We start from the raw sequence: 23,302 nt of genomic DNA on the forward strand, positions 1-23,302 counted from the left end.
CCTTTTTCCTGTCCCCTGCGCCGCGGTCAGGCGGCTTCGGCGACGCGCATCCCGGCCAGGACCTCGGCCCCGATCTCGAAGCTTTTCAGCCGCGCGCCGTGGTCGTGGATCATGCTGGTCAGCAGAAGCTCGTCGGGCTGGTACTCGTCGATCAGCACCTCGAGCTGGCGCCGCACCGTGTCGCGGCTGCCGGTGGCCGAAACGGCGAGCGCGGCCTCGGCTCCCGCAAGCGCCTGCGCGGGCACGTGATCGGCGACATTCTCCACCGGCGCGGGCAGCTTTCCGGGGCGGCCCGTGCGCATCCGCGCGAAGCTGAGCATCTGCGAGGAGCGGTGGTAGACCGCCTCCTCGTCCGTCTCGGCGGCGAAGAGCCCGGCGGCCATCATGAAATGCGGCTTCGCCAGCCGGGCCGAGGGCTTGAAGCCGCTGCGATAGGCGGCGATCGCCTCGCCCAGCATCTGCGGCGCGAAATGCGATGCGAAGGCATAGGGCAGCCCCAGATGCGCGGCGAGCTGCGCGCCGAAGAGCGAGGAGCCGAGGATCCAGACCGGCACCTGCGTGCCTGCGCCGGGATAGGCCCGCACCGGGGCGGCGCCGTCCTCGTCATCGAGGTAATTGATCAGCTCGACCACGTCCTGCGGGAACTGGTCGGCGCTGGAGAAATAGCGCCGCAGCGCCTGCGCGGTGGCCCCGTCCGTGCCCGGAGCGCGCCCCAGGCCGATGTCGATCCGGCCGGGATAGAGCGTCTCGAGCGTGCCGAACTGCTCGGCCACGACGAGGGGCGCATGGTTCGGCAGCATGATCCCGCCGGAGCCGACGCGGATCGTCTTGGTGGCGCCCGCGACATGGCCGATCACGACAGAGGTCGCGGCGCTGGCGATGCCGGGCATGTTGTGATGCTCGGCCAGCCAGTAGCGGTGATAGCCCCAGCCTTCGGCATGGCGGGCGAGATCGACGGTATTCGCCAGCGCCTCGGCCGTGCTCTGGCCCTCTACCACGGGGGCGAGATCGAGTAGGGAATAGTTCTGCATGACGCGTCTCCTTAGCGCCTCGATATGGGGCGCCGCCGCTGCCGCGCAAAGGGGGAGGGCGGCCTCGGGGGGCATCGAGCCCCCGCTCGGCCGCCGCCGCGCCATGGCGCGGCCCGCGCCCGGACCGGCGGGGCGCTGGTGATCCGCCGCCCGCCGGGGCGTCACTCCATCTCGACCAGCAGGTCCTTGGCGTCGATCTGCGCGCCGGGGGCGACGTGGACGGCCCTGACGGTGCCGGCCTTCTCGGCGTGGATGCCGGTCTCCATCTTCATCGCCTCGATCGTCAGCAGAAGATCGCCCTGCGCCACCGGCTTGCCGGCCTGTGCGGCCACGGTGGCGACGACGCCGGGCATCGGCGCGCCGACATGGGCAGGGTTTCCGGCCTCGGCCTTGGGGCGCTTGGCCGTCGTGGCGGCGGCCTTGCGATCGGCGACGCGGATCGTGCGCGGCTGGCCGTTCAGCTCGAAGAAGACGCGGGCGTCGCCCTCTTCGGTGGTTTCGCCCACGGCCTGCAGGCGCAGCTCCAGCGTCTTGCCGGGGTCGATCTCGATGCTGATCTCCTCGCCCGGCTCCATGCCGTAGAAGAAGGTGCGCGTCGGCAGGGCGCGCACCGGGCCGTAGGTCTGGTGGCGGGCCATGTAGTCGGTGAAGACCTTGGGATACATCAGGTAGCCGTTCAGATCCTCGTCCGAGACCGGCTGTCCCAGATCCTCGGCCAGCTTCGCCTTGGCCGCGGCAAGGTCGACGGGCGCCATATGGGCGCCGGGGCGATCCGTCATCGGGGTCTCGCCCTTCAGGATCTTCTTCTGCAGCGCCTCGGGCCAGCCGCCGGGGGGCTGGCCGAGGTTGCCGCGCATCATGTCGATGACACTATCGGGGAAGGCAACGTCGGTCGCCGGATCCTCGACCTGCGCGCGGGTCAGACCCTGCGCCACCATCATCAGCGCCATGTCCCCGACCACCTTGGACGAGGGCGTGACCTTCACGATATCGCCGAACATCATGTTCACGTCGGCATAGGTCTTGGCGACCTCGTGCCAGCGTTCTTCAAGGCCGAGGGACCGGGCCTGCGCCTTGAGGTTGGTGAACTGCCCGCCCGGCATCTCGTGCAGGTAGACCTCCGACGCCGGGGCCTGCTGGCCGGTCTCGAAGGCGGCGTAATGCGCGCGGGCGCGCTCCCAATAGTTGCTGATCTCGCGGATCGCGCCGGCGTCGAGGCCGGTGTCCCGCTCCGTCCGGGCCAGCGCCTCGACCAGGGTGCCGAGGGTCGGCTGGCTGGTATTGCCCGAAAGGGCGTCCATCGCGGCATCGACCGCGTCCACGCCCGCCTCGCTCGCCGCGAGCAGCGTCGCCATGGCCCCGCCGGAGGTGTCATGCGTGTGGAAGTGGATCGGCAGGCCGACTTCCTCTTTCAGCGCCTTGAAGAGGGCGCGGGCGGCGGGCGCCTTCAGCAGGCCCGCCATGTCCTTGAGGCCGAGGACATGGGCGCCTGCGGCCTCGAGCTCCTTCGCCATGGCGACGTAGTACTTGAGGTCGTACTTCGCGCGGTCCGGATCCAGCAGGTCGCCGGTGTAGCAGATCGCCGCCTCGCAGACCTTCTCGGCCTCGATCACCGCGTCCATCGCGACGCGCATGTTCTCGGTCCAGTTCAGCGAATCGAAGACGCGGAAGATGTCGACGCCGGATGTCGCGGCCTGCGCGACGAAGCTTTGCACCACGTTGTCGGGGTAATTCGTGTAGCCGACGCCGTTGGAGGCGCGCAGCAGCATCTGGGTCAGCAGGTTCGGCATCGCCGCGCGGATGGCGCGCAGCCGCTCCCAGGGGTCTTCCTGCAGGAAGCGGTAGGCCACGTCGAAGGTCGCGCCGCCCCAGCATTCCACCGACAGAAGCTGCGGCAGGTTGGCGGCATAGGCGGGGGCCACGCGGGTCATGTCGATGCTGCGCATCCGGGTGGCCAGAAGCGACTGGTGCCCGTCGCGCATCGTGGTGTCGGTGACGAGAAGGCGGGTCTGCGCCTTCATCCAGTCGGCCAGCGCCTTGGGGCCATCCCGGTCGAGGATCTGCCGCGTCCCCTCGGGCGGGGTCTCCACGCGCAGGGCGGGGGCGCGGGGGATGCGCGCCTCGGCCGGGGGCTGGGCGCGGCCCGCCGTCTCGGGGTGCCCGTTGACGGTGATGTCGGCGATATAGGTCAGCAGCCGCGTCGCCCTGTCGCGGCGATGGGCGAAGTCGAAAAGCTCGGGCGTCGTGTCGATGAACTTGGTCGTGTATTCGTTCGACAGGAAGACCGGGTGCTGCAGCAGGTTGATGACGAAATCGATGTTGGTCGACACGCCCCGGATGCGGAACTCGCGCAGGGCGCGGTCCATGCGGGCGATCGCCATCTCGGGCGTCTGGGCGCGGGCGGTGACCTTGGTCAGCAGGCTGTCGTAGTAGCGGGTGATGACGGCGCCGGAATAGGCCGTCCCGCCGTCGAGACGGATGCCCGGCCCGGTGGCGCTGCGGTAGGTCTGGATGCGGCCGTAATCGGGGATGAAGTTGTTCTGCGGATCCTCGGTCGTCACCCGGCATTGCAGCGCGTGCCCGTCGAGCTGCACGTCGTATTGCGAGGCGCAGCCGGTGGCATCCATGATGCTCTTGCCCTCGGCGATCAGGATCTGCGCGCGCACGATGTCGATGCCGGTGACCTCCTCGGTCACGGTATGCTCGACCTGAACGCGGGGGTTCACCTCGATGAAGTAGAACTCGCCCGAGTCCATATCCATCAGGAATTCGACCGTGCCGGCGCATTCGTAATTGACGTGCTGGCAGATCTTCTTGCCGAGGTTGCAGATCCGCTCGCGCTGCGTCTCGGACAGGTAGGGGGCGGGGGCGCGTTCGACGACCTTCTGGTTGCGCCGCTGCACGGAGCAGTCGCGTTCCCACAGATGGTAGATCTGGCCCATCCGGTCGCCGAGGATCTGCACCTCGACGTGGCGGGCGCGGATGATCATCTTCTCGAGGTAGCCCTCGCCGTTGCCGAAGGCGGCCTCGGCCTCGCGCCGGCCCTCCAGCACCTTGGCCTCGAGCTCGTCCTCCGAGGCGATGGGCCGCATGCCGCGGCCGCCGCCGCCCCAGCTGGCCTTGAGCATCAGGGGATAGCCGACCTCAGCGGCCTCGGCCCGGATCGCCTCCATATCCTCGCCCAGCACCTCGGTCGCGGGGATGACGGGCACGCCGGCCTCGATCGCGACGCGCCTTGCGCTGGCCTTGTCGCCAAGCTGGCGCATGGTCTGCGCGCGCGGGCCGATGAAGGTGATGCCGGCGGCGTCGCAGGCATCGACGAAATCGGGGTTCTCGGAGAGCAGCCCGTAGCCGGGGTGGATCGCGTCGGCGCCGGCCATCTTGGCCACGCGGATAATCTCGGGGATCGACAGGTAGGCGGCAACCGGGCCCAGCCCCTCGCCGATGCGATAGGCCTCGTCCGCCTTGAAGCGGTGCAGCGAGAGCTTGTCCTCTTCGGCGAAGACGGCGACCGTCTTCTTGCCCATCTCGTTCGCCGCGCGCATCACGCGGATCGCGATCTCGCCGCGGTTGGCGACTAGGATTTTCTGAAACTCGGCCATCACGTCCCCCGAAACCGGTACGGGGGCATGGTGTTGCTGCACCGCGGAAAAGGCAAGGGCGCGGGCGATCAGCCCCGCGCGGCGGGTCCCTGTCCGCGCAGCGGCAGCTCCTTGAGCATCAGCGCGAAGACGAGGCCGACAAGGGCCGCGCCCGCCGCGATCATGTAGACCGGGTGCAGCGCCTGCGTGACCGCCTGCGCTATGCCCTCGCGCGCGGCGGCATCCAGCCCCTCAAGCGTCTGCGGCCCCAGTTCGGGCCCGATCTCCAGCCCCTCGGCGCCGCCGAGGACGGAGAGCCGCGCCGCGAAGAGCGCGCCGAACAGCGCGACCGCGAGGCTGCCGCCGACCTGCCGGAACATCAGCCCCGCCGCGGTGGCCGCGCCCATCACCTCGCGCGGGACGGCGTTCTGTACCGCCGTCGTGGTGACCGGGAAGATGCAGCCCATGCCGCAGCCGACGAGGCCCAGCGTCAGGGCAAAGCGCCAGAAGGGCATCTCGGGGGTGATCGTCGTCAGAAGCAGCATGCCGACCAGCAGGAAAGCGGGGCCGGCGATCAGCAGCGGGCGGTAGCGCCCGGTGCGCCGCATGATCGCGCCGCAGCTGTTCGAGGCGATGAGCACGCCCGCCATCATCGGGATCAGCTCCAGCCCCGAGAGGGTGGGAGAGGAGCCGCGCGCGATCTGCAAAAAGATCGGCAGGTAGGTGATCGCCCCGAACATCGCCGCGCCGGCGACGAAGCCGACGACCGAGGTCACCCAGAAGGTGTTCATCGCGAAGAGCGACAGCGGCAGGATCGGCTCCGCCGCCCGCGCCTCGATCAGCAGGAAACCGGGCAGGGCCACCAGCACCAGAACGCCGAGCGCAAGGATCACGGGCGAGGTCCAGGGCAGGGTGGTCCCGCCCAGCGAGGTCAGCAGCACCAGCGCGCCGAGCGCGAGGCTCAGCGCCGCCGCGCCGGCATAGTCGATCTTGTGCCGGGTGCGCTGGCCCAGCGGCTTGAAGGCGCTGGCAAAGCCGAGCACCGCCAGAAGGCCGAAGGGCAGGTTGATGTAGAAGATCCAGTGCCAGGTGAAGCGCTCGACGAAGATGCCGCCCAGCAGCGGGCCGGCGACCGAGGACAGCGAGAAGACCGCCGCGAAGACGCCCTGCACCTTGCCGCGCTCGCGCGGGGGGATGATGTCGCCGATGATCGACAGCGCCAGCACCATCAGCCCGCCGCCGCCCAGCCCCTGCAAGGCGCGCGCGAGGATCAGGAACAGCATGGAGCCTGCCAGCCCGCAAAGCGCCGATCCCAGCAGGAAGACCCCGACCGAGACGAAGACCATGACGCGCCGGCCATAGAGATCGCCGAGCTTGCCATAGAGCGGCGCCGAGACGGTGGAGGCGAGGATATAGGCGGTGACCACCCAGCTGAGGTGATCGAGACCGCCGAGATCCGCGACGATGGTCGGCAGCGCCGTCGAGACGATGGACTGGTCCAGCGAGGCAAGCAGCAGCAGCACGGCGACAGAGGCGATGACCACCGGCACGTTGCTCCCCTCGGGCCCGGTCTCGGGCGTTCTGGGGGCGGGTCCGGCGGCGCGCGCGGCGCGGGCGGCAGCCTCGGGCGAGGCGGTGATATCGGTCATGGCGGCCTCGCGGGAGGGGCTGGGAGCTTCGGCGGACCTATGCGCAGGGCAACTATGTGTCAATCGCACGAATTTGGGAACGGTTTCGATTGACAGGCCCCCGTCCCCGGTCGCAGCAGGGGCCATGACCGGACCGAGCGATCAGGCGCCCCTCGCACGGGGCAGGGACGAGGCGGCCGAGAGGCTGCGCGCGCAGGGCTTCGCCGAGGCGGCGATCGATCCGCTGCTGGATTTCGAGACGGCGAGCTTCATCTGGAGCCGGATGATCGCCAAGGGAGAGCTGCTCTCGACGATCCTGTCGCGGCTGCAGCTGGGGGTGGAGCCGGCGCAGTTCCACGGGCTGACGGCGGTCGTGCGACTGCAGGCCGGCGTCGGGCGTCCCGCCGCCGAGCCGACCGTGGGCCTTCTGGCCGGAGAGCTTGCGGTCGATCCCTCGCGCGCCAGCCGGATCGCCGCCGACCTCGTCGCCGCCGGCTTCGTGCAGCGCGGCGCCTCGCCGGGCGACGGCCGCCGATCCGTTCTGGCGCTGACGGAGAAGGGCGAGGCTGTGCTGCAGGCGGTGCGGGCCGAGAAGTGGCGCGCCCTCGCGCAGGTCTTCGACGGCTGGACGCCCGAGGAGATCGCCGGTTTCGCGGCCCAGGTCCGGCGCTACGCGCAGGGCCTTCAGGCCGCGACCGAGGCGATGCAGGCCGAGGCCGGGGCGCCGCCGCAGTCCTAGCGCAGCGCCGTCAGCGCCTCGTCCAGCTTCAGCGCGCCGTCATAGAGCGCGCGGCCCGAGATCGCGCCGGAGATGACGCCGGTGTCGCGCAGCGCCGTCAGATCGGCGAGCGAGGAGACCCCGCCCGAGGCGATGACCGGGATCGAGACGGCGCGGGCCAGCGCCTCGGTCGCGGCGACGTTGGGGCCGGCCATGGCGCCGTCGCGCAGGATGTCGGTGTAGATCAGCGCGGCGATGCCGGCGTCCTCGAAGGTGCGGGCCAGATCGGTGACCTCGGTCTCGGTCTCGGTGGCCCAGCCGCGCGTCGCGACCTTGCCGCCGCGCGCGTCGATGCCAAGCGCGACCTGCCCCGGAAACCGCTGCGCAGCCTGGCGCACGAACTCCGGATCCTCGATTGCCGCGGTGCCAAGGATCACCCGGCTGATGCCGGCATCCAGCCAGTGCTCGACCGTGGCGATGTCGCGGATGCCGCCGCCCAGCTGCACCGGCACGCTCACCCGCGCTAGGATCGCCTCGACCGCCGCCGCGTTCACCGGGCGCCCGGCAAAGGCGCCGTTCAGGTCGACGAGGTGCAGCCATTCGGCGCCCGCCTCCTGAAACACCTGCGCCTGCGCTGCGGGATCGTCGCTGAAGACCGTGGCGGCGTCCATCTCGCCGCGCAGCAGGCGCACGGCCTGACCGTCCTTGAGGTCGATGGCGGGGTAGAGGATCATCGTCGGAGCCTTCGTTCCTGTTACGCGCGGCTGCAAGAGCACGGGCCGTCGCCGGATGCAACGTGACGTTACGGACAGTCGCGCTTGCCAGCCGCGCCGCCCGCGCGCCAGTCTGATCCTGCCGGCGGGGAGGCCGGCTGGGAGGATCATCATGACACCACGTACCATCGCGCTCGCTCTGGCGCTCTGGGCCGCAGGGGCTGCCGGCGCGCTGGCCGACCCGCTCGAGGGGCTGTGGCGCAGCGCGCCCGACGACAACGGCAATACCGGCCTCATCGAGGTCGCGCCTTGCGGCGACGCGCTCTGCGGCACGCTGACCCGCGCCTTTGGGCCGGACGGGGCCGAGATCGCCTCGGACCGGGTCGGGCGGCAGATCATCAGCGAGACGCGCCCGCGCGGCGACGGCACCTACCGCGGCAAGGTCTGGGCGCCGGACCGCGACCAGACCTACAACTCGCGCCTGACGCTGGAAGGCGACGTGCTGCAGGTCGAGGGCTGCGTTCTGGGCATCTGCCGCAACGGCGGGACCTGGCAGCGGCAGTAGCCGCCGCCAACGGCCCTCAGGGGCGCCAGCGCAGGAAGTTGGCGATCAGCCGCAGGCCGGTCGCCTGGCTTTTCTCGGGGTGGAACTGGCTGCCGACCACCGTGCCGGCGCCGACCACCGCCGAGACCGCCCCGCCGTAGTCACAGGAGGCGAGGCGCTGGCCCGTGTCGCTGACGGCGAACTGGTAGGAATGGACGAAATAGGCGTGATCGCCGGTCTCGATCCCCTCGAGCACGGGGTGCGGATGCTCGATGACCAGATCGTTCCAGCCCATGTGCGGCACCTTCAGCGCCGGATCGGCGGGGCGGATGCGGGTGATGCGGCCGCCGATCCAGCCAAGGCCCGGCGCCCCTTCGTATTCCTCGCCCTCGTCGGCCAGAAGCTGCATGCCGACGCAGATGCCCAGAAGCGGCTTCGCCTCCCGCTCCACCGCCTCGCGCAGCGCCTCTTCGAGGCCCGGCAAGTCCGCCAGCGCGCGGCGGCAGGCCGGAAAGGCGCCGTCGCCCGGCAGCACGATGCGGTCGGCGCGGCGGATGTCCTCGGGGCGGTCGGTCACGAGGATCGTGCCGGCGTCCCCCTCGCGCGCCATCCGCTCGAAGGCCTTCTGCGCCGAGTGCAGGTTGCCCGCCCCGACGTCGATCAGCGCGGTCAGGCTCATAGCGCGCCCTTGGTCGAGGGGATGCCGGACTGCCGCGGATCGGGCTCCACCGCCTGGCGCAGGGCGCGGGCGACGGCCTTGAACCCGGCCTCGACGACGTGGTGGGCATTGATCCCCTCCAGCCGGTGCAGGTGCAGCGTCACCCCGCCATGGGTGCTGAAACCCCGGAAGAACTCGCGCACCAGCTCGGTGTCGAAGCTGCCGATCTTGCCCGGCATCGCCCCGAGGTCGCAGACGAAATAGGGCCGGCCCGAGAGGTCCAGCGCCGCGCGCAACAGCGCATCGTCCATCGCGAGATGGCAGTCGCCGTAGCGCCGGATGCCGCTCTTGTCGCCAAGCGCCTTTGCCAGCGCCTGGCCCAGCGCGATGCCGGTATCCTCGACCGTGTGGTGATCGTCGACATGCAGGTCGCCCTTGGCGCGCACGGTCAGGTCGATCATCGCGTGCCGGGCCAGCTGGTCCAGCATGTGGTCGAAGAAGCCGACGCCGGTGTCGCAGTCGTGCTTGCCGGTGCCGTCGAGCCCCAGCGTCACCGTGATCTCGGTCTCCGCCGTGCTGCGGGTGATGGTTGCCTCGCGCATGCGCCGTCTCCTTGCCGTGCGGGGCGCTTATAGGCGCGGGGAGGCGGCGAAGCCAAGCGGCGCAGCGTCATCGGCGCTGGCCCCGCCGCCGCCTGCCCCGACAAGAGGTCCGTGTTTTGAACTTGTTAAGTAGCTGCGCCTCAGAATCGGACTAAGATGGTCCCGAAGCAGGGCCGCACGCGCGGCGCCGGCCACGAGACAGGAGAGCCGAGACCATGAGCCAGAACCAGGACCTGAAGGCCGAACCGAGCTTTCGCGACTCCGTCGATCTGATGTTCGACCGCGCCGTGGCGCTGATGGACATGAGTCCCGGCCTGAAGGAGAAGATCCGCGTCTGCAACGCCACCTACACGGTGCGCTTCGGGGTCCGGCTGCGCGGGCAGATCCATACCTTCACCGGCTACCGCTCCGTCCATTCCGAGCACATGGAACCGGTGAAGGGCGGCATCCGCTACGCGCCCAACGTCCACCAGGAAGAGGTCGAGGCGCTGGCCGCGCTGATGACCTACAAGTGCTCGCTCGTCGAGGTGCCCTACGGCGGCTCAAAGGGCGGCCTCAGGATCAACCCGCGCGACTGGGAGGAGGACGAGCTGGAGCGGATCACCCGCCGCTTCGCCTACGAGCTGGCCAAGCGCGACCTGATCAACCCGTCCCAGAACGTGCCGGCGCCCGACATGGGCACCTCCGAGCGGGAGATGGCCTGGATTGCCGACCAGTACCGCCGGATGAACACCACCGACATCAACGCCAATGCCTGCGTCACCGGCAAGCCGCTGAACGCCGGCGGCATCGCCGGCCGGATCGAGGCGACGGGCCGCGGCGTGCAATACGGCCTGCGCGAATTCTTCCGCTACCCCGAGGATGTCGCCGCGGCGAAGCTGTCGGGTAGCCTCTCGGGCAAGCGGGTGATCGTGCAGGGCCTGGGGAACGTCGGCTACCACGCCGCCAAGTTTCTGTCCGAAGAGGACGGCTGCCGCATCACCGCGATCATCGAGCGCGACGGCGCGCTGCACGACGAGGCCGGGCTGAACGTGCAGGCGGTCTACGACTGGATCCGCGAGCATGGCGGCATCACCGGCTATCCCGGCGCCGCGCATGAGCCCGATGGCAGCAAGCTGCTCGAGGCGGACTGCGATATCCTGATCCCCGCCGCGCTGGAGGGGACGATCAACCTCACCAACGCCCATGCGATCAAGGCGCCGCTGATCGTCGAGGCCGCGAACGGCCCCGTCACCGCAGGCGCCGACGAGATCCTGCGCGAGAAGGGCTGCGTCATCATCCCCGACATGTATGCCAATGCGGGCGGCGTGACGGTCAGCTACTTCGAATGGGTCAAGAACCTCAGCCACATCCGCTTCGGGAGGATGCAGCGCCGCGCCGAGGAGGCGCGTCACCAGCTTCTGGTCGACGAGCTGGAGCGGCTGAGCGCCGACAAGCAGCTGGGCTGGACGCTCTCGCCCGGCTTCAAGGAGCGCTACCTGCGCGGCGCCGGCGAGCTGGAGCTCGTGCGCTCGGGCCTCGATGACACGATGCGCACGGCCTACCAGGCGATGCGGACGGTCTGGCACGGGCGCAGCGACGTGCACGACCTGCGCACCGCCGCCTACCTCGTCTCGATCGAGCGGGTTGCGGCCAGCTACCGTGCCAAGGGGCTGTGACGACTGCACGAGATCGTACGGATTTTCCGTTTTTGTGCATCCCCCGGGGGCAGATCCTTGTCCCCGGGGGTGGGGGCCTCTAGGTTTCGCTCTCTGCATGGCAGCGACAGGACCGCGCTCCGCATGACACGACCCGATCCGGCAGCCCTGCCGGAGGATTCCCTGAGGCAGAGGCTGCGGCGCGATACGCGTGGGGCGCACGAGGCGTTCGACGTCCGTCTTTCGGCCCGGCCCATCGACACGCGCCCCGGCTTCATCCGCTTCGCCCAGTCGCACGAGGCCGCCTTTTCCAGCCTGGCCCGCGGCCTTGCGGGGCAGGGGGACGAGGCGGCGGAGCCGGACCTGCAGGACCTCGCTGCCGATCTGGCCGGGCGTCTGGGGCGCGATCTGCGCAGCCTCTCGGTGCCGGCCCTTTCTCCGCTGCCGCCGGCCCGCGTCGATCCGCTGGCGGCGGGCTACATCCTGCATGGCTCCCGTCTTGGCACCAAGATGCTGCGCCGCAGCTGGGCCGAGACCGCGGACCCTGACCTCGCCCGGGCCGATGCCTATTTCTCGGCCGATGCCGGGATCGAGGGCTGGCGCGCCTTTTGCGACCGGACCGATGACATGCCGGCCTCCGGGCCCCGCGCGGATTGCGTGGTGCGCGACGCTGCCGCCCTTTTCGCCCTATTCGAAACCGCCCTCGATGCAGCGGACCGGGCCGCCGAGACGCGCCCTGAAGGAACTGCCTGATGCCTGACGACCACGCCGAGCGATCCGTCGATCTGACGAATTGCGATCGCGAGCCCATCCACCTGCTGGGGCGGGTGCAATCCTTCGGCTGCCTGCTGGCCGTGGCCCCGGACTGGACGGTGGTCCAGGCCTCGGCCAATACGGAGGAGGTGATCGGCCATGCCGCAGAGGCCCTGCTGGGGCAGCGCCTCGACACCGTGGTCAGCGCCTCCGTCCGCGACGATCTGCGCCGGCGGATGCATGTCCTCGGCAGCGACGGTCAGGCCGCCCGGATCTACGCCTACGACATGTTCGGCGATGGCCGCCGCTTCGATCTGTCGATCCACATCACCGGCGATCTCTGCGTCATCGAGATGGAGCCCGAGATCGGCGCCCCGAACCGCGACGATCTGGCGATGGTGCAGCCGCTGATCGCCCGCGTCCGCGCCCAGTCCACCTTCGAGGAGGCGGCGCAGAAGGCCGCGCTCGGCCTGAAGCGGCTGACGGGCATCGACCGCGTCATGGTCTACCGCTTCGGCGAGGACGGCGCCGGCACCGTCGTCGGCGAGGCGATGGAGCCGGGGATGGATCCCTACCTCGGGCTGCACTATCCGGCCTCCGATATCCCGAAACAGGCCCGCGCGCTTTACCTGCGCAACCTGCTTCGGCTGATCGGCGACGTGGACGATCCCACCCATCCGATCCTCTCGGTGCCCGAGCGCGAGGACCAGCCGCTGGATCTGTCGATGGCGGTGACGCGCGCCGTCTCGCCCATCCATATCGAGTACCTGCGCAACATGGGCGTCGGCGCCTCGATGTCGGTCTCGATCCTGCGGCGGGGCAAGCTCTGGGGGCTGTTCGCCTGCCACCATTCCGAGGCCTTCCACGTCGACTACCAGCGCCGCAGCGCGATCGAGCTTTTCGCGCAGCTCTTCTCCTACGAGCTGGCGCAGCTCGAGACCGAGGCCGAGATGGCCGAGATCGAGCGGGCGCGTCAGCTTCACGACCGGCTGATGGCCCAGATCTCGAGCGGCGACGACATCGCCGACGGCTTCGAGACGATGGCCGAGGAGATCGGCGCGGTGATCCCGCACGACGGGATCGCGCTTTACGTCAAGGGCCGCTTCCATGTCCGTGGCTCTGCGGTCAACGAAGAAGAGATGCTGGGTCTCGCGCGCTTTCTCAACGGCGCAGAGCCGGGCACCGTCTACAGCACCGACCGGCTGGCCGAGGTCTATCCGCAGGCCGAAAATTTCGCCGACCGCGCGGCGGGGATCCTCGCGCTGCCGATCTCGCGCACGCCGCGCGACTACATCGTGCTCTTCCGCCGAGAGCAGCGGCAGACCGTCACCTGGGCCGGCAACCCCGAGAAGGCGGTGCAGCAGGGGCCGAACGGCCCGCGCCTGCACCCCCGCAAGAGCTTCGAGGCCTGGTCCGAGGTCGTGCGCGGCCGCTCCGCCCCCTGGCGGGCAGCGGAACAGCGCGCCGCCGAGGCGCTGCGCGTGACGCTGCTGGAGGTCGTGCTCAAGCTGTCGGACGAGGCGCAGGATGCCGCCCGCCGCGCGCAGGAGCAGCAGGAGTTGCTGATCGCCGAGCTGAACCACCGGGTGCGCAACATCCTGAACCTGATCCGCGGCCTTGTCAGCCAGGGCCGCGGCGGCGCCACCTCGATCGAGGCCTATCACCGGGTGCTGGACGACCGCATCCATGCCCTGGCGCTGGCGCACGACCAGCTGACCCAGACGGACTATTCCTGGATCAGCATCCGCGAGCTGATCGCCAACGAGATCGGCGCCTTCCTGTCGCAAAAGGGCGACCGGCTGAAGATCGAGGGCGATGCCGTCGAGGTGTCGCCAAGCGCCTTCACCACGCTCGCCCTCGTGATCCACGAGCTGGTGACCAATTCCGCGAAATACGGCGCGCTGTCGGACAGCAGCGGCTGGGTCGCCGTCACCATCGCGCAGCAGGGCGACGGGGCGGTGATGCTGCGCTGGGTCGAGCATGATGGCCCGCCGGTGCGCGCGCCGCAGCGCCGCGGCTTCGGCACCACGATCATCGAGCGGTCGATCCCCTTCGAGCTGAAGGGCACGGCGCAGGTCAGCTACAAGGTCTCGGGCCTCGAGGCCGAGTTCCGCCTGCCGGCCCAGCACGTCCGCCTGCAGGAGGCCCCGGCAGAGGGCGCCGCGGCGCCGGCCCCTGCCGCCGGCCCGCAGGAGACGCGGATCGACGGGCAGGCGCTGGTGGTGGACGACAACATGATCATCGCCATGGATGCGGGTGACATGATGTCCGACCTCGGCGCCAGCCGGGTGCATACCGCCGCCTCCGTCCCCGAGGCGCTGCGCATTCTGGGCACGGAGGCGATTGCCTTCGCGCTGATCGACATCAACCTCGGCTCGGAGATCTCGCTGCCCGTGGCCCTGGCCTGCCGCGAGGCCGGCATCCCGGCGATCCTCGCGACTGGCTACGGCGCGCGCGAGGAGGTGATCGGCCGCTACCCGGTGATGCCCGTGGTGCGCAAACCCTATACCCTCACCCATGTCCGCCAGGCCATGGCCGAGCTGGCGGCCCGCTCCGCCGCGGCGGGCTGACGGCCCCCGCGGGGGGCTGCCGGGCTTAGCGGGCGAAGGGGAAGGTGCCCTCGGGGCGGTGCCGGTTCTCCAGCGCGGACAGGTCCTGGCTGACGGCGCCGGGGGTCAGCGCCATGACCTGCCGCCCCGGCAGCATCCGGACATCGGGCGAGAGGTAGCCCGATTTCACCACGAGCAGCGGGTGCATCCGCAGATCGAGCCCCAGTTCGACGAAATCGGCCATGTTGTGGAAGGGGCGCCGCCGCTCGGAGATCACGACGGTGATCCCGCGCGTGCGCAGCACCGCGCAGCCCATGGCGAAACGCAGCCCCTCCACCGGCAGCACGAGGCGCGGCCCGCCGCCGCCCAGGCTGCCGCCGATCTCGACCGAGGTCGCGCCCTCCTGAAGCGCCTTGTAGGCGGCAGGGTCGGCGATCCCGGCGAAAAGCGCGCCCTCGATCCCGCGCTCGAGCACTGCCTCGATCACGTCGGCCCTGTCGCCGACGCCGCCCGCCGTGGGGTTGTCGCCGCTGTCGGCGAGGATGGTGTAGCCGTCCCCGAGGCTCGCGAGCAGCGCGTCCAGCGGCCCGGCCTCAACGTCGAAGGCCAGCCGCTCGCGCGCGTCCCAGTAGCTTTGGGCGATCTCCTCCGCCGCGGCTTCGCCGGCGGCGCGGTCGGTGCAGGTGACCATGGCGGCGGCGGTGGCGCGGGCGATATCGGCCCAGACGTAGCCGATCATCAGGTTGGCATCGAGGACGCCCCGCCGCTCATCAAAGCCGGGCAGGGCGGCATAGAGGCCGGCGCAGGGCTCCACGAAGGTCGAGGACATCTCGCCCGGCACGAGGATCGGCACCGGGCGGCGCACCACCATGGGCCGCGGCCCGCCGGTCAGCGCATCCTCGAGCATGCGGCTGGCGCGGGCGGCAGTCTCCTCCACGTCGACATGGGGCGCCGTGCGGTAGGCGGCAAAGGCGTCGAGCGTCTCGGCGATGGCCGGCGTCATCTGGCCGTGCAGGTCGAAGCCGGCCGAGAGGATCGCCTCGGGTCCGACGATCTGCCGGACCTCGCCGATCAGCCAGCCCTCGGGGTCGGCGACATCGGGGACGTACATCGCCCCGTGCATCAGCAGGAGCACGCCGTCCAGCGGCGCCTCCTCTTGCGCCGCCCGCAGCCGGCCCAGAAGATCGCCCGTCATCGCGGCCCAGGCCTCGGGCGCCACCGGCCCGCCGGGGACCGAGCGGTAGTGCACCAGCGGCACCGCCTCTATCGCACCGAAGTCGTGGTGGGCGCGGGCCGTCAGGTCCGCCCCCTCGGTCACGGTGAAATCCCCGACCCGCTGGTGCAGCGGGTTGTAGCTGGAGCATTCGGTATGCAGCCCGCCGATCGCGATGCGCATGGCAGCCTCCGTCACAGCTGGGGCATCAGGCGCGAGAGCGCGCAGAAGCGGGTCCAGTCCTTGGCTTCTGCCGGGCTCCAGCCCGCCTCGGCCAGCGCCGACAGACGCGGGAAGACCATCTCGTTGAAGCGCTCGGTGGTGTAGATCGTCTCGGTCCAGATCGCGCCCTCGACCCCGATCAGCCGGCCCGGCCCCTCGGGCAGGCCCGCCGTCGCCTCGTAGTCGTAGGTCTGCTTGGGAGAGACCGTGCCGGCCCAGGCCGCGCCGGGGGCATCCCAGCCCTCGCCCTGCACCATGTCGAAGTAATAGGCCTGACCCGGCATGGCGACGACGTCGTAGCCGTCTTCGATCATCGCCGCGACGCTCTCGACCTTCTGCCAGGCGAAGATGACGCCGTTCTCGGGGTCGATCCCCTCGCCCTCGGCGCATTCGTCCCAGCCGCCCATGCGGCGCCCCTTGGCGGCGATCATCTCCTGCACGCGGCGCAGGAAGTAGGACTGCAGCCCCATGGTGCCGTCGAGGCCCTTCTCCTCTCGCAGCGCCTGCGCGGCGGGCGACTGCGCCCAGGAGGCCTTGTCGACCTCGTCGCCGCCCATGTGCAGCACCTCGGAGGGGAAGAGATCGCAGAGCGCGTCGATCACCACCTCCATCACCTCGTAGGTCTTCGGCAGGGCGGGGTTCAGCGCGTTATTGGGATAGCCCTGGACCGAGCGGTAGCTGTCCTCAGGCTCTTCCGGGTCGAGCAGGCCGGGGATCGTCTTGAGAAGCGCGGTGACATGGCCGGGGGTGTCGATCTCGGGCATCAGCGTGACGCCGAGGCTCTCGCCCTGCGCGACCAGCGCCTTCACCTCCTCGACCGTGTAGCGGCCCTCCTGGCCCTTGGGCCCGTCGGCATACTGCGGGTCGAGGTCGGTGCCCGGCCCGCGCTTGCCGCCGCGCTCCGCGAGGTCGGGGTAGGCGGGGATCGGCAGGCGCCAGCCCTCGTCGTCGGTCAGGTGCCAGTGCATCCGGTTCAGCTTGTGCCAGGCGAGGATATCGACGAAGCGCGCGATCTTCTCGGCATCGCGGAAGTTGCGGGCCACGTCGATGTGGCAGCCGCGCCAGCCGTGGCGCGGCGCATCCTCGATCGTCCCGCTCTCGGGCAGGGCGAAGCGGCTGTCGGTCTGCGCGGCATGGGACATCTGCGCGAGCGTGATCAGCCCGTGCCGCAGGCCTTCGGCATCCGAATGGCGCAGCGTGATCGCCGCGCCGTCGAAGGCCAGAGCGTAGCCGCCCGCAGGCAGGGCGCCGTCCTTGGCCACGGTAACGGTGGCGCTGTCCTCGACGGGGTCGAGGGAGATGACCTGCGGCGCCACCGGGAAGAGCCGGCGGTGCAGCGCGGCGACGGCCGCGAAGGGGGCCTTGGGCGCATCCGCCGCGGGCACGAGAACCGCGGCCTTGGACCGGCCATCGCAGGCCACCGTCGCGGGCCAGGGCAGCACGGCATAGGGCAGGGCGGCCTCGCCCTCGGGGTAGTCGCGCTGCGGGCCGCGGGACTGGCCGGGCGCGGGCTGCAGCTCTCCGATCTCGGCCTCGATCCGGTCGCCATCCGCGGTCTCGATCCAGGCGGCGAGAACGCCCTGCGTGCGGTTCTTCGGCGCATGGGTCAGGCCGTCCATCACCACCTCCCAAACTTCGCCGGGGGCGATCTCGGTGCTGGGGGCGGCATCGACCTCCACATGGTTGGCGAAGCGGCGGCGGAAGCTGCCGCCGGTCACCGCCACGTCGTTCGCAGGCCGCGTCATCGAGGCGTAGCACAGCCGCACCGGGCGCAGCGGCGCATCGCCGAGGTTGTGCAGCCGCAGGACGAGGGCGCCGAACTTGGCGCCGTCACGGTAGGTCTGGTCGAGGCGTAGTGTCATGTCGTTTCCCTGTCGGTGGTTCTTGGGGCGCCGGCCTGGGCGAGGACCGCCATGCCGCGCGCGCCGGAGCTGTCGCCGTGACGAGCCGTCACGATTCGCGTGGGTTTGAGAAAGGGCCCGAGGCTGAGCGGGGCCAGCGCGGCGGAGAGCCGCTCGGCCACCCGCGGCATCTGCGACACCCCGCCGCCCAGCACGATGACCTCGGGCGCGAGGGTCAGTTGCAGCGTGTAGAGAAGCTCTGCCGTCAGCCGGGCCCAGGCCTGCAGTACCGGCTCCATCTCGGGGTCGGCGGCAATCTCGAGGGCGGTCATCTCGCGCCCCGTCAGATGCTGGGCGATGCGCGCAAGGCCGGTGCCCGAGACGTAGTTCTCCATGCAGCCCAGCTTGCCGCAGCCGCAGGGCAGGAGCGGCAGGCCGGTCTCCTCGAGCGCGCGGGCGGGCATGCCGACATGGCCGATCTCGACCGCGAGGCCCGAATGCCGGGGCGGCAGGGCGCCGTCCAGAACATGCCCCGCGCCCACGCCGGTCCCGAGGATCAGGCCGACGGCGCTGGCCGCGCCTTCCGCGGCGCCGCCATGCGCCTCCGAAAGGGTGAAGGCCATGCAGTCGTTGGCGACGGGAAAGGCGCGCCCGTAGTGCGCGCGCAGCGCGGCGCCAATGGAATGGCCCGAGCTGGCGGTGTTCGAGGTGAAGGTCTCCCCGGTTTCGGGGTCGATTACCCCGGCGACCGACAGGCCGACGGGCAGGGCAGGATCGCCCGCGCGGGCGATCAGCCAGTCGATCTGCCCGGTCAGCGCCGCCATGAAGGCCTCGAAGCTTCCGCGCGGCGTGGGGACGCGCTGCACGGCCAGCGTCTCCAGCCCCTCGTCGAAGAGGCGGGCCTCGATCTTGGTGCCGCCGAGGTCGATGCCGCCGATCATTGCGGCGCCTCCGCCAGGGCTGCGTCGTCGACCGGGTCGGGGCGCAGCACGGCGATGCCCTGCGCCTCGATCGCCTGCATCACCGCGCCGCCCTCGGGCATGTCGGTGACGAGGACCGAGACATGGGCCAGATCGCAGATCTTGTGCAGCGCGGGCTTGAGGAACTTGGTGCTGTCGGCCAGCACGATGACCCGGTTCGCCGCCTCGACCATGGCGCGGGTCTGATGCGCCTCGTCCTCGCGGAAGGTCGAGAGGCCGAGCGTGGGATCGACGCTATCGGCGCCCATCACGAAGGTGTCGAATCGCATGCCCGAGAGCGCCGTCTCGACCAGCCGCCCGCTGAGCGAGAGGTGGTTGCGGCGGATTCGCCCGCCGGTCAGCATCACCTCGTGCGTGCCGTGGCGCAGGGCGTTCTGCGCCACCATCAGCCCGCTTGTCATGATCGTCAGCGGCGGCGTCTCGGCCAGCGCCTCGGCAAAGAACTCGGCGGTGGAGCCGTTGTCGATCAGGATCGCGTTGTCCCCCGTCACCAGGGCGGCGGCGGCCTGGGCGATGCGCCGCTTGGCGGGCAGGTTGGCGCGGCGGCGGTCGGTCGACTGCGGCTCCACGAATCGCGAGGCGCCGACCTGCCCGCGCCCCCGCGCCAGCGACAGCGCGAGGTCGATGCGGAACTCCGCGAGGCCGGAGTGCCCGAAGCTGCGGCAGAAGCGGATCAACGTCGGCTCCGAGGTGCCCAGCGTGGCGCAAAGCTCGCGGCTGGAAGAGCGGATGAAACGCTCGGGCTCGCTCAGCGCGAAATCGGCGATGCCGCGCAGCTTCGGCGTCAGCACCGGGCGCTGGCCGTCGATCAGGGTCATCAGATCATCGCTCGATCCGGCCATGTCCATCTCCGTCCCCTGCAGCCTTGGGTAGCATGGTGGCGGGCGGGCAGATTTTTGTCAAACAAAGTTAAACAGCCCCCATGTTTTAGGTTGGCTAATAATTTCAGCGGAAAAAACAAACAAAATTTCTTGCCAGCTTTAGTCAAACCTGCTCACCTTCCGTGAAATGAAACACGGGCCGAGGGGGTTCGATGGCCGCAGCGCTGGAAATCTGCGTGGATACGCCCGATGGGCTGGCCGCCGCACTTGCGGGCGGGGCTGACCGAATCGAGCTGTGCTCGGCGCTGGCGCTGGGCGGTCTGACGCCCTCTGCAGGGCTGGTCGCGGCAGCGGCGGGCGCGGGCGTTCCGGTGCGGGCGATGATCCGGCCCCGGGCCGGCGGCTTCGTGCTTTCGCCCGCGGATCTGGAGGTCAGCCTCGGCGATCTTCGCGCCATGCGCGCCGCCGGTCTCGAGGGTGTCGTCCTCGGCGCCGCGCGGGCCGATGGCAGCCTCGATACCGAGGCTCTGGCGCGGCTGCGCGAGGCGGCGGGCCCGATGGCCGCGACGCTGCACCGCGTCTTCGACCTGACCCCCGACCCCGAGGCCGCGCTGGAGCAGGCGATCGACCTCGGCTTCGACTGCATCCTGACATCCGGGCAGGCGCCCAGCGCACCTGCGGGCGCGGCGCTGATCGCCCGCCTGACCGAGCGGGCGCAGGGCCGCATCGCCATCATGGCGGGCGGCGGCGTCACCGCGCAGGCGGCGCCGGCGCTGATCGAGACGGGGGCGGCCTGGCTGCATGCCTCCTGCAAGGGCGACGACGAGACCGCGCCGGCGCTGATGGCGCTGGGCGCCCCGGCCCGCACCGATGCCGCGCGCATCGAGGCGCTGCGCCGGGCAATGACGACAACGGAGGCAGGAGTGCCGGCATGAGAATAGGTGTGATCGGCCTCGGCCAGAGGCTTGGGCATCTGGTGGCGGAATTCGCCGCCGTCGCCCCCGAGGCGCGCTTCGTCGCTGTGGCGGACCCCTCGGACGTGCGGCTGGCGCAGCTCGAGCAGAAGGGGATCACCTTCGAGACCCGGCACGAGGACGGCGCGGCGCTGATCGCGGCGCATGAGTTCGACCTCTTGATGATCGGCTCGCCGAACATGATGCACCTTGAGCATCTGCGCGCCGCGCTGCAGTCGAACGCGCCGGCGATCTTCACCGAGAAGCCGGTCGTCATCTCGATGGAAGAGACGCTGGAGCTGGCGCGGCTGATCGGGACGCACGACGGGGTCAAGCGGCTGATGCCGGGCATGGTCCTGCGCTACTCCCCGCTCTACCGCGCGCTCCGGGCGGCGCAGGCCGAGCATCTGGGCCCGATCAGCTCGATCGAGGCCTCGGAGCATATCGCGCCCTATCACGGCAGCTTCTTCATGCGGGACTGGCGCCGCGAGACGAAGCTCTCGGGCGGCTTCCTGCTAGAGAAGTGCTGCCACGACATCGACCTCTATCAGGGCGTCGTCGGATCGCGCCCGGCGCGCGTCGTCAGCTTCGGCGGGCGCAAGAAGTACCTCCCCGAGAACCGCCCTGCGGGCGAGCCGGCCTACCTGTCAGAGATGGCGCCGCGCTGGGGCGGCACCAACGACGCCTTTTCCGGCACGGCGGACATCATCGACTACCAGACCGCGCTGATCGAGTATCAGGGCGGGGAGTCGATGGCCTTTCACACCAACCTCAACGTGCCCGACGAATTCCGCCGCTTCTGCGTGATCGGCCGCGACGGCATGGCCGAGGGGGATTTCCTGCGCAATTACTTCAAGGTCACGCTGTCCGACGACGGCAAGGCGGTGATCGACGAGAAGGAGGTGGCCACTGACACCTCCGGCGGGCATTACGGCGCCGACAGCGCCATGGCGCGCGACATCACGAACCATCTGCGGGGCGACCTGCCGCAGCTTCCGCTGTCGATCATCGACGCGCTTGAGGCCGGGGTGACGGCGCTGGCCGCGGACGCCAGCCGCACGGAAAACCGCATCGTCGAGCTGGCCGAGTACTGGGACGCCTTCGACCATGCGCTGGCCGGCGAAGTCGCGGCATGACCCGGAAGTTCGACCCCTTTCCTTACCTGCTGCTGGTCCCGGCGCTGATCCTGACGCTGGTCATCGTCGCATGGCCGCTGTTCGAAACCTTCCGCCTGTCCTTCACCGATGCCTCGATGCGGCCGACCTACGACTATGTCGGCTTCGAGAACTTCGTCGAGATCTTCCAGGACGACTTCGGCGAGGTGATCGGCCGCACGCTCTACTGGATGACGCTTTCGGTCGTGCTCAAGCTGGCGATGGGGACCATCGGCGCGGTGCTCTTGAACGCGGCGATCCCGGGGCGGGCGCTGTTCCGCATCCTGGTGATGCCGCCCTGGATCGTGCCGATTGCCATCGGCGCCTTCATGTGGGGCTGGCTCTATAACGGTCAGTTCGGGATGATTTCGGGCGTGGCGCAGCGGCTGGGCATTCTCGCCGGACCCTTCGAGTTCCTCGCCTATGGCGACAGCGCCTTCTACGCGACCATCGTCACCGATGTCTGGGTCGGCACGCCGCTCGTCGCGCTTTACCTGCTGGCGGCGATGCAGTCGATCTCGACCGAGATGTACGAGGCCGCCTGGACCGACGGGGCATCGCGCTTCTACCGCTTCCGCCGGATCACGCTGCCGCTGATCGCGCCCTCCATCGCGACCATGGCGCTTCTGTCGGCGATCTGGACCTTCAACTCTTTCGACATCATCTGGATCCTGACCGAGGGCGGCCCGCGCGGCGCCACCACCACGATGATCATCGATACCTACAAGGTGGCGATCAGCCGCTTCCGCTACGGCGAGGGTGCGGCACGGGCGGTGATGATCCTCGTGTGCATGTCGATCTTCGCCGGATGCTACCTCGCGCTGCTGCGCGGCATCAGCAAGAGGGCCCAGGCATGATCAACAAGTATCGCTGGTGGGAACTGGTCTTCATCTATGCCGGCATGGCGCTGTTCCTCGTCTTCGTGCTGGCGCCCTTCGCCGAGGCCTTCTTCGTCTCGATGCGCCCGATCGACGCGGTCTTCCGCATCCCCTACCGCTTCTTCACCGAGGACATGTCGTTCCAGGCCTACCGGGACATGTGGACCTCGGTGCCGATGCTGGGGCGCTACATCTTCAACAGCCTCTTCATCGCGCTTTGCGTGACGCTGCTGGCCCTGTTCTGCATCATCCCGGCGGCCTATTCCTTCAGCCGCTTCGAATACCGGATGCGGGACGGTCTGCTGGGCGCCTTCCTCGCGATCAACATGATCGGCGCGGCGGTCCTCATCATCCCGCTCTACAAGCTGATGATGACGCTGGGGCTGCTGAACAGCTACCTGTCGATGATCATCCCCGGCGCGGCCTTCACCGTGCCGACGGGCATCTTCCTGATGCGCAGCTACTTCCTGCGCATCCCCAAGGAGCTGGAGGAGGCGGCCATCGTCGACGGCGCCTCGCGGCTTTACACGCTGTGGCGGGTGATCCTGCCGGTCTCGCTGCCCGGCATCATGGTCGTGGCCATCACGACCTTCATCAACGCCTATGCCCAGCAGTTCCTCTTCGCGCTTACCTTCAACTCGGTGAACGCGCTGAACCCGCTGCCGGTCGGCTTGTACCAGTTCTTCGGCCGTCAGGCCGTCGTCTGGAACGAGCTGATGGCGGCGAGCCTGGTCGGCATCCTGCCGGTGCTGATCGTCTACGTCTTCCTGCAAAGATACGTCGTCGCCGGGCTGACCTCCGGCGCGGTGAAGGAATGACGGCAATA

19 protein-coding genes are annotated in these 23,302 nt (G+C 69.9%); 9 read left to right on the plus strand and 10 right to left on the minus strand.

Features of this window, described 5'->3' with window-relative positions:
* Positions 1–26: 26 nt before the first annotated feature.
* From DFP88_RS01625 to DFP88_RS01635, 3 genes are all read right to left on the minus strand, one after another.
* Positions 27–1,031: an LLM class flavin-dependent oxidoreductase gene (locus DFP88_RS01625; protein ID WP_110812695.1), complete on the minus strand. Its 1,005-nt coding sequence runs from the start codon at positions 1,029–1,031 to the stop codon at positions 27–29.
* 161 nt (positions 1,032–1,192) lie between these two features.
* Positions 1,193–4,633: a pyruvate carboxylase gene (locus tag DFP88_RS01630; protein WP_110812696.1), complete on the minus strand. Its 3,441-nt coding sequence runs from the start codon at positions 4,631–4,633 to the stop codon at positions 1,193–1,195.
* 68 nt (positions 4,634–4,701) lie between these two features.
* Positions 4,702–6,261: an MDR family MFS transporter gene (locus tag DFP88_RS01635; protein WP_110812697.1), complete on the minus strand. Its 1,560-nt coding sequence runs from the start codon at positions 6,259–6,261 to the stop codon at positions 4,702–4,704.
* Between the two features lie 124 nt (positions 6,262–6,385).
* Here DFP88_RS01635 and DFP88_RS01640 point away from each other — a divergent pair, with 124 nt between their 5' ends.
* The gene (locus tag DFP88_RS01640) at positions 6,386–6,979 is read left to right on the plus strand and encodes a MarR family winged helix-turn-helix transcriptional regulator (RefSeq protein WP_181418535.1); all 594 of its coding nucleotides are present in this window, start codon (positions 6,386–6,388) and stop codon (positions 6,977–6,979) included.
* On the opposite strand, the gene hisA is transcribed toward DFP88_RS01640, so the two are convergent.
* Positions 6,976–7,692, minus strand: a complete 717-nt coding sequence (gene hisA, locus DFP88_RS01645; RefSeq protein ID WP_110812699.1) for a 1-(5-phosphoribosyl)-5-[(5-phosphoribosylamino)methylideneamino]imidazole-4-carboxamide isomerase — start codon at positions 7,690–7,692, stop codon at positions 6,976–6,978. The two genes, DFP88_RS01640 and hisA, sit on opposite strands and share 4 nt — an antisense overlap.
* 151 nt (positions 7,693–7,843) lie before the next feature.
* Here hisA and DFP88_RS01650 point away from each other — a divergent pair, with 151 nt between their 5' ends.
* The gene (locus DFP88_RS01650; RefSeq protein ID WP_110812700.1) at positions 7,844–8,236 is read left to right on the plus strand and encodes a DUF2147 domain-containing protein; all 393 of its coding nucleotides are present in this window, start codon (positions 7,844–7,846) and stop codon (positions 8,234–8,236) included.
* Positions 8,237–8,252: 16 nt separating this feature from the next.
* On the opposite strand, the gene hisH is transcribed toward DFP88_RS01650, so the two are convergent.
* Positions 8,253–8,894 carry an imidazole glycerol phosphate synthase subunit HisH gene (gene hisH, locus DFP88_RS01655; protein WP_110812701.1) on the minus strand — a complete coding sequence of 214 codons (642 nt, stop codon included), beginning with the start codon at positions 8,892–8,894 and terminating at the stop codon, positions 8,253–8,255.
* Positions 8,891–9,475 carry an imidazoleglycerol-phosphate dehydratase HisB gene (hisB, locus tag DFP88_RS01660; RefSeq protein WP_110812702.1) on the minus strand — a complete coding sequence of 195 codons (585 nt, stop codon included), beginning with the start codon at positions 9,473–9,475 and terminating at the stop codon, positions 8,891–8,893. The genes hisH and hisB overlap by 4 nt, the downstream gene beginning before the upstream one ends.
* Before the next feature lie 215 nt (positions 9,476–9,690).
* Here hisB and DFP88_RS01665 point away from each other — a divergent pair, with 215 nt between their 5' ends.
* The 3 genes from DFP88_RS01665 (at position 9,691) to DFP88_RS01675 (ending at position 14,435) form a co-directional block, all read left to right on the plus strand.
* A complete protein-coding gene (locus DFP88_RS01665) occupies positions 9,691–11,133 on the plus strand; it encodes a Glu/Leu/Phe/Val family dehydrogenase (RefSeq protein ID WP_110812703.1) in 1,443 nt (480 codons plus the stop codon).
* Positions 11,134–11,256: 123 nt separating this feature from the next.
* A complete protein-coding gene (locus DFP88_RS01670) occupies positions 11,257–11,865 on the plus strand; it encodes a heme oxygenase-like domain-containing protein (protein WP_110812704.1) in 609 nt (202 codons plus the stop codon).
* A complete protein-coding gene (locus DFP88_RS01675) occupies positions 11,865–14,435 on the plus strand; it encodes an HWE histidine kinase domain-containing protein (protein ID WP_110812705.1) in 2,571 nt (856 codons plus the stop codon). The genes DFP88_RS01670 and DFP88_RS01675 overlap by 1 nt, the downstream gene beginning before the upstream one ends.
* A gap of 25 nt (positions 14,436–14,460) precedes the next feature.
* On the opposite strand, the gene DFP88_RS01680 is transcribed toward DFP88_RS01675, so the two are convergent.
* Genes DFP88_RS01680 through DFP88_RS01695 form a run of 4 tightly spaced genes read right to left on the minus strand, consistent with a single transcriptional unit; the run spans position 14,461 to position 19,512 of the window.
* A complete protein-coding gene (locus DFP88_RS01680; RefSeq protein WP_110812706.1) occupies positions 14,461–15,810 on the minus strand; it encodes a M81 family metallopeptidase in 1,350 nt (449 codons plus the stop codon).
* An 11-nt stretch (positions 15,811–15,821) separates the two neighbouring features.
* Entirely contained in the window at positions 15,822–17,711 is a 1,890-nt protein-coding gene (locus tag DFP88_RS01685; protein ID WP_110812707.1) for a beta-N-acetylhexosaminidase, read from the minus strand.
* Positions 17,708–18,631, minus strand: coding sequence for an ROK family protein (locus tag DFP88_RS01690; RefSeq protein ID WP_110812708.1), 924 nt, complete (start codon positions 18,629–18,631; stop codon positions 17,708–17,710). The genes DFP88_RS01685 and DFP88_RS01690 overlap by 4 nt, the downstream gene beginning before the upstream one ends.
* Positions 18,628–19,512: a DeoR/GlpR family DNA-binding transcription regulator gene (locus DFP88_RS01695; RefSeq protein ID WP_281268138.1), complete on the minus strand. Its 885-nt coding sequence runs from the start codon at positions 19,510–19,512 to the stop codon at positions 18,628–18,630. Before DFP88_RS01695 ends, DFP88_RS01690 begins: the two co-directional genes overlap by 4 nt.
* 191 nt (positions 19,513–19,703) lie before the next feature.
* On the opposite strand from DFP88_RS01695, the gene DFP88_RS01700 reads away from it, so the two are divergent.
* From DFP88_RS01700 to DFP88_RS01715, 4 genes are read left to right on the plus strand one after another with little or no spacing between them, the layout of a single operon-like run.
* Entirely contained in the window at positions 19,704–20,426 is a 723-nt protein-coding gene (locus DFP88_RS01700; protein ID WP_110812710.1) for a copper homeostasis protein CutC, read from the plus strand.
* Positions 20,423–21,580: a Gfo/Idh/MocA family protein gene (locus tag DFP88_RS01705; protein WP_110812711.1), complete on the plus strand. Its 1,158-nt coding sequence runs from the start codon at positions 20,423–20,425 to the stop codon at positions 21,578–21,580. The genes DFP88_RS01700 and DFP88_RS01705 overlap by 4 nt, the downstream gene beginning before the upstream one ends.
* Entirely contained in the window at positions 21,577–22,455 is an 879-nt protein-coding gene (locus DFP88_RS01710) for a carbohydrate ABC transporter permease (RefSeq protein ID WP_110812712.1), read from the plus strand. Before DFP88_RS01705 ends, DFP88_RS01710 begins: the two co-directional genes overlap by 4 nt.
* Entirely contained in the window at positions 22,452–23,294 is an 843-nt protein-coding gene (locus tag DFP88_RS01715) for a carbohydrate ABC transporter permease (RefSeq protein ID WP_110812713.1), read from the plus strand. Before DFP88_RS01710 ends, DFP88_RS01715 begins: the two co-directional genes overlap by 4 nt.
* Positions 23,295–23,302 lie beyond the last annotated feature (8 nt).

The organism is Pseudoroseicyclus aestuarii, assembly GCF_003217255.1.
GTDB lineage: Bacteria > Pseudomonadota > Alphaproteobacteria > Rhodobacterales > Rhodobacteraceae > Pseudoroseicyclus > Pseudoroseicyclus aestuarii.

Coding starts and splice junctions, on each gene's coding strand:
- DFP88_RS01675 (WP_110812705.1), top strand. CDS start 11,865: ATGCCTGACGACCACGCCGAGCGATCCGTCGATCTGACGAATTGCGAT.
- DFP88_RS01695 (WP_281268138.1), bottom strand. CDS start 19,512: ATGGCCGGATCGAGCGATGATCTGATGACCCTGATCGACGGCCAGCGC.
- DFP88_RS01685 (WP_110812707.1), bottom strand. CDS start 17,711: ATGACACTACGCCTCGACCAGACCTACCGTGACGGCGCCAAGTTCGGC.
- DFP88_RS01690 (WP_110812708.1), bottom strand. CDS start 18,631: ATGATCGGCGGCATCGACCTCGGCGGCACCAAGATCGAGGCCCGCCTC.
- DFP88_RS01680 (WP_110812706.1), bottom strand. CDS start 15,810: ATGCGCATCGCGATCGGCGGGCTGCATACCGAATGCTCCAGCTACAAC.
- DFP88_RS01650 (WP_110812700.1), top strand. CDS start 7,844: ATGACACCACGTACCATCGCGCTCGCTCTGGCGCTCTGGGCCGCAGGG.
- DFP88_RS01705 (WP_110812711.1), top strand. CDS start 20,423: ATGAGAATAGGTGTGATCGGCCTCGGCCAGAGGCTTGGGCATCTGGTG.
- hisA (WP_110812699.1), bottom strand. CDS start 7,692: ATGATCCTCTACCCCGCCATCGACCTCAAGGACGGTCAGGCCGTGCGC.
- DFP88_RS01630 (WP_110812696.1), bottom strand. CDS start 4,633: ATGGCCGAGTTTCAGAAAATCCTAGTCGCCAACCGCGGCGAGATCGCG.
- DFP88_RS01625 (WP_110812695.1), bottom strand. CDS start 1,031: ATGCAGAACTATTCCCTACTCGATCTCGCCCCCGTGGTAGAGGGCCAG.
- DFP88_RS01710 (WP_110812712.1), top strand. CDS start 21,577: ATGACCCGGAAGTTCGACCCCTTTCCTTACCTGCTGCTGGTCCCGGCG.
- DFP88_RS01700 (WP_110812710.1), top strand. CDS start 19,704: ATGGCCGCAGCGCTGGAAATCTGCGTGGATACGCCCGATGGGCTGGCC.
- hisH (WP_110812701.1), bottom strand. CDS start 8,894: ATGAGCCTGACCGCGCTGATCGACGTCGGGGCGGGCAACCTGCACTCG.
- hisB (WP_110812702.1), bottom strand. CDS start 9,475: ATGCGCGAGGCAACCATCACCCGCAGCACGGCGGAGACCGAGATCACG.
- DFP88_RS01665 (WP_110812703.1), top strand. CDS start 9,691: ATGAGCCAGAACCAGGACCTGAAGGCCGAACCGAGCTTTCGCGACTCC.
- DFP88_RS01670 (WP_110812704.1), top strand. CDS start 11,257: ATGACACGACCCGATCCGGCAGCCCTGCCGGAGGATTCCCTGAGGCAG.
- DFP88_RS01635 (WP_110812697.1), bottom strand. CDS start 6,261: ATGACCGATATCACCGCCTCGCCCGAGGCTGCCGCCCGCGCCGCGCGC.
- DFP88_RS01640 (WP_181418535.1), top strand. CDS start 6,386: ATGACCGGACCGAGCGATCAGGCGCCCCTCGCACGGGGCAGGGACGAG.
- DFP88_RS01715 (WP_110812713.1), top strand. CDS start 22,452: ATGATCAACAAGTATCGCTGGTGGGAACTGGTCTTCATCTATGCCGGC.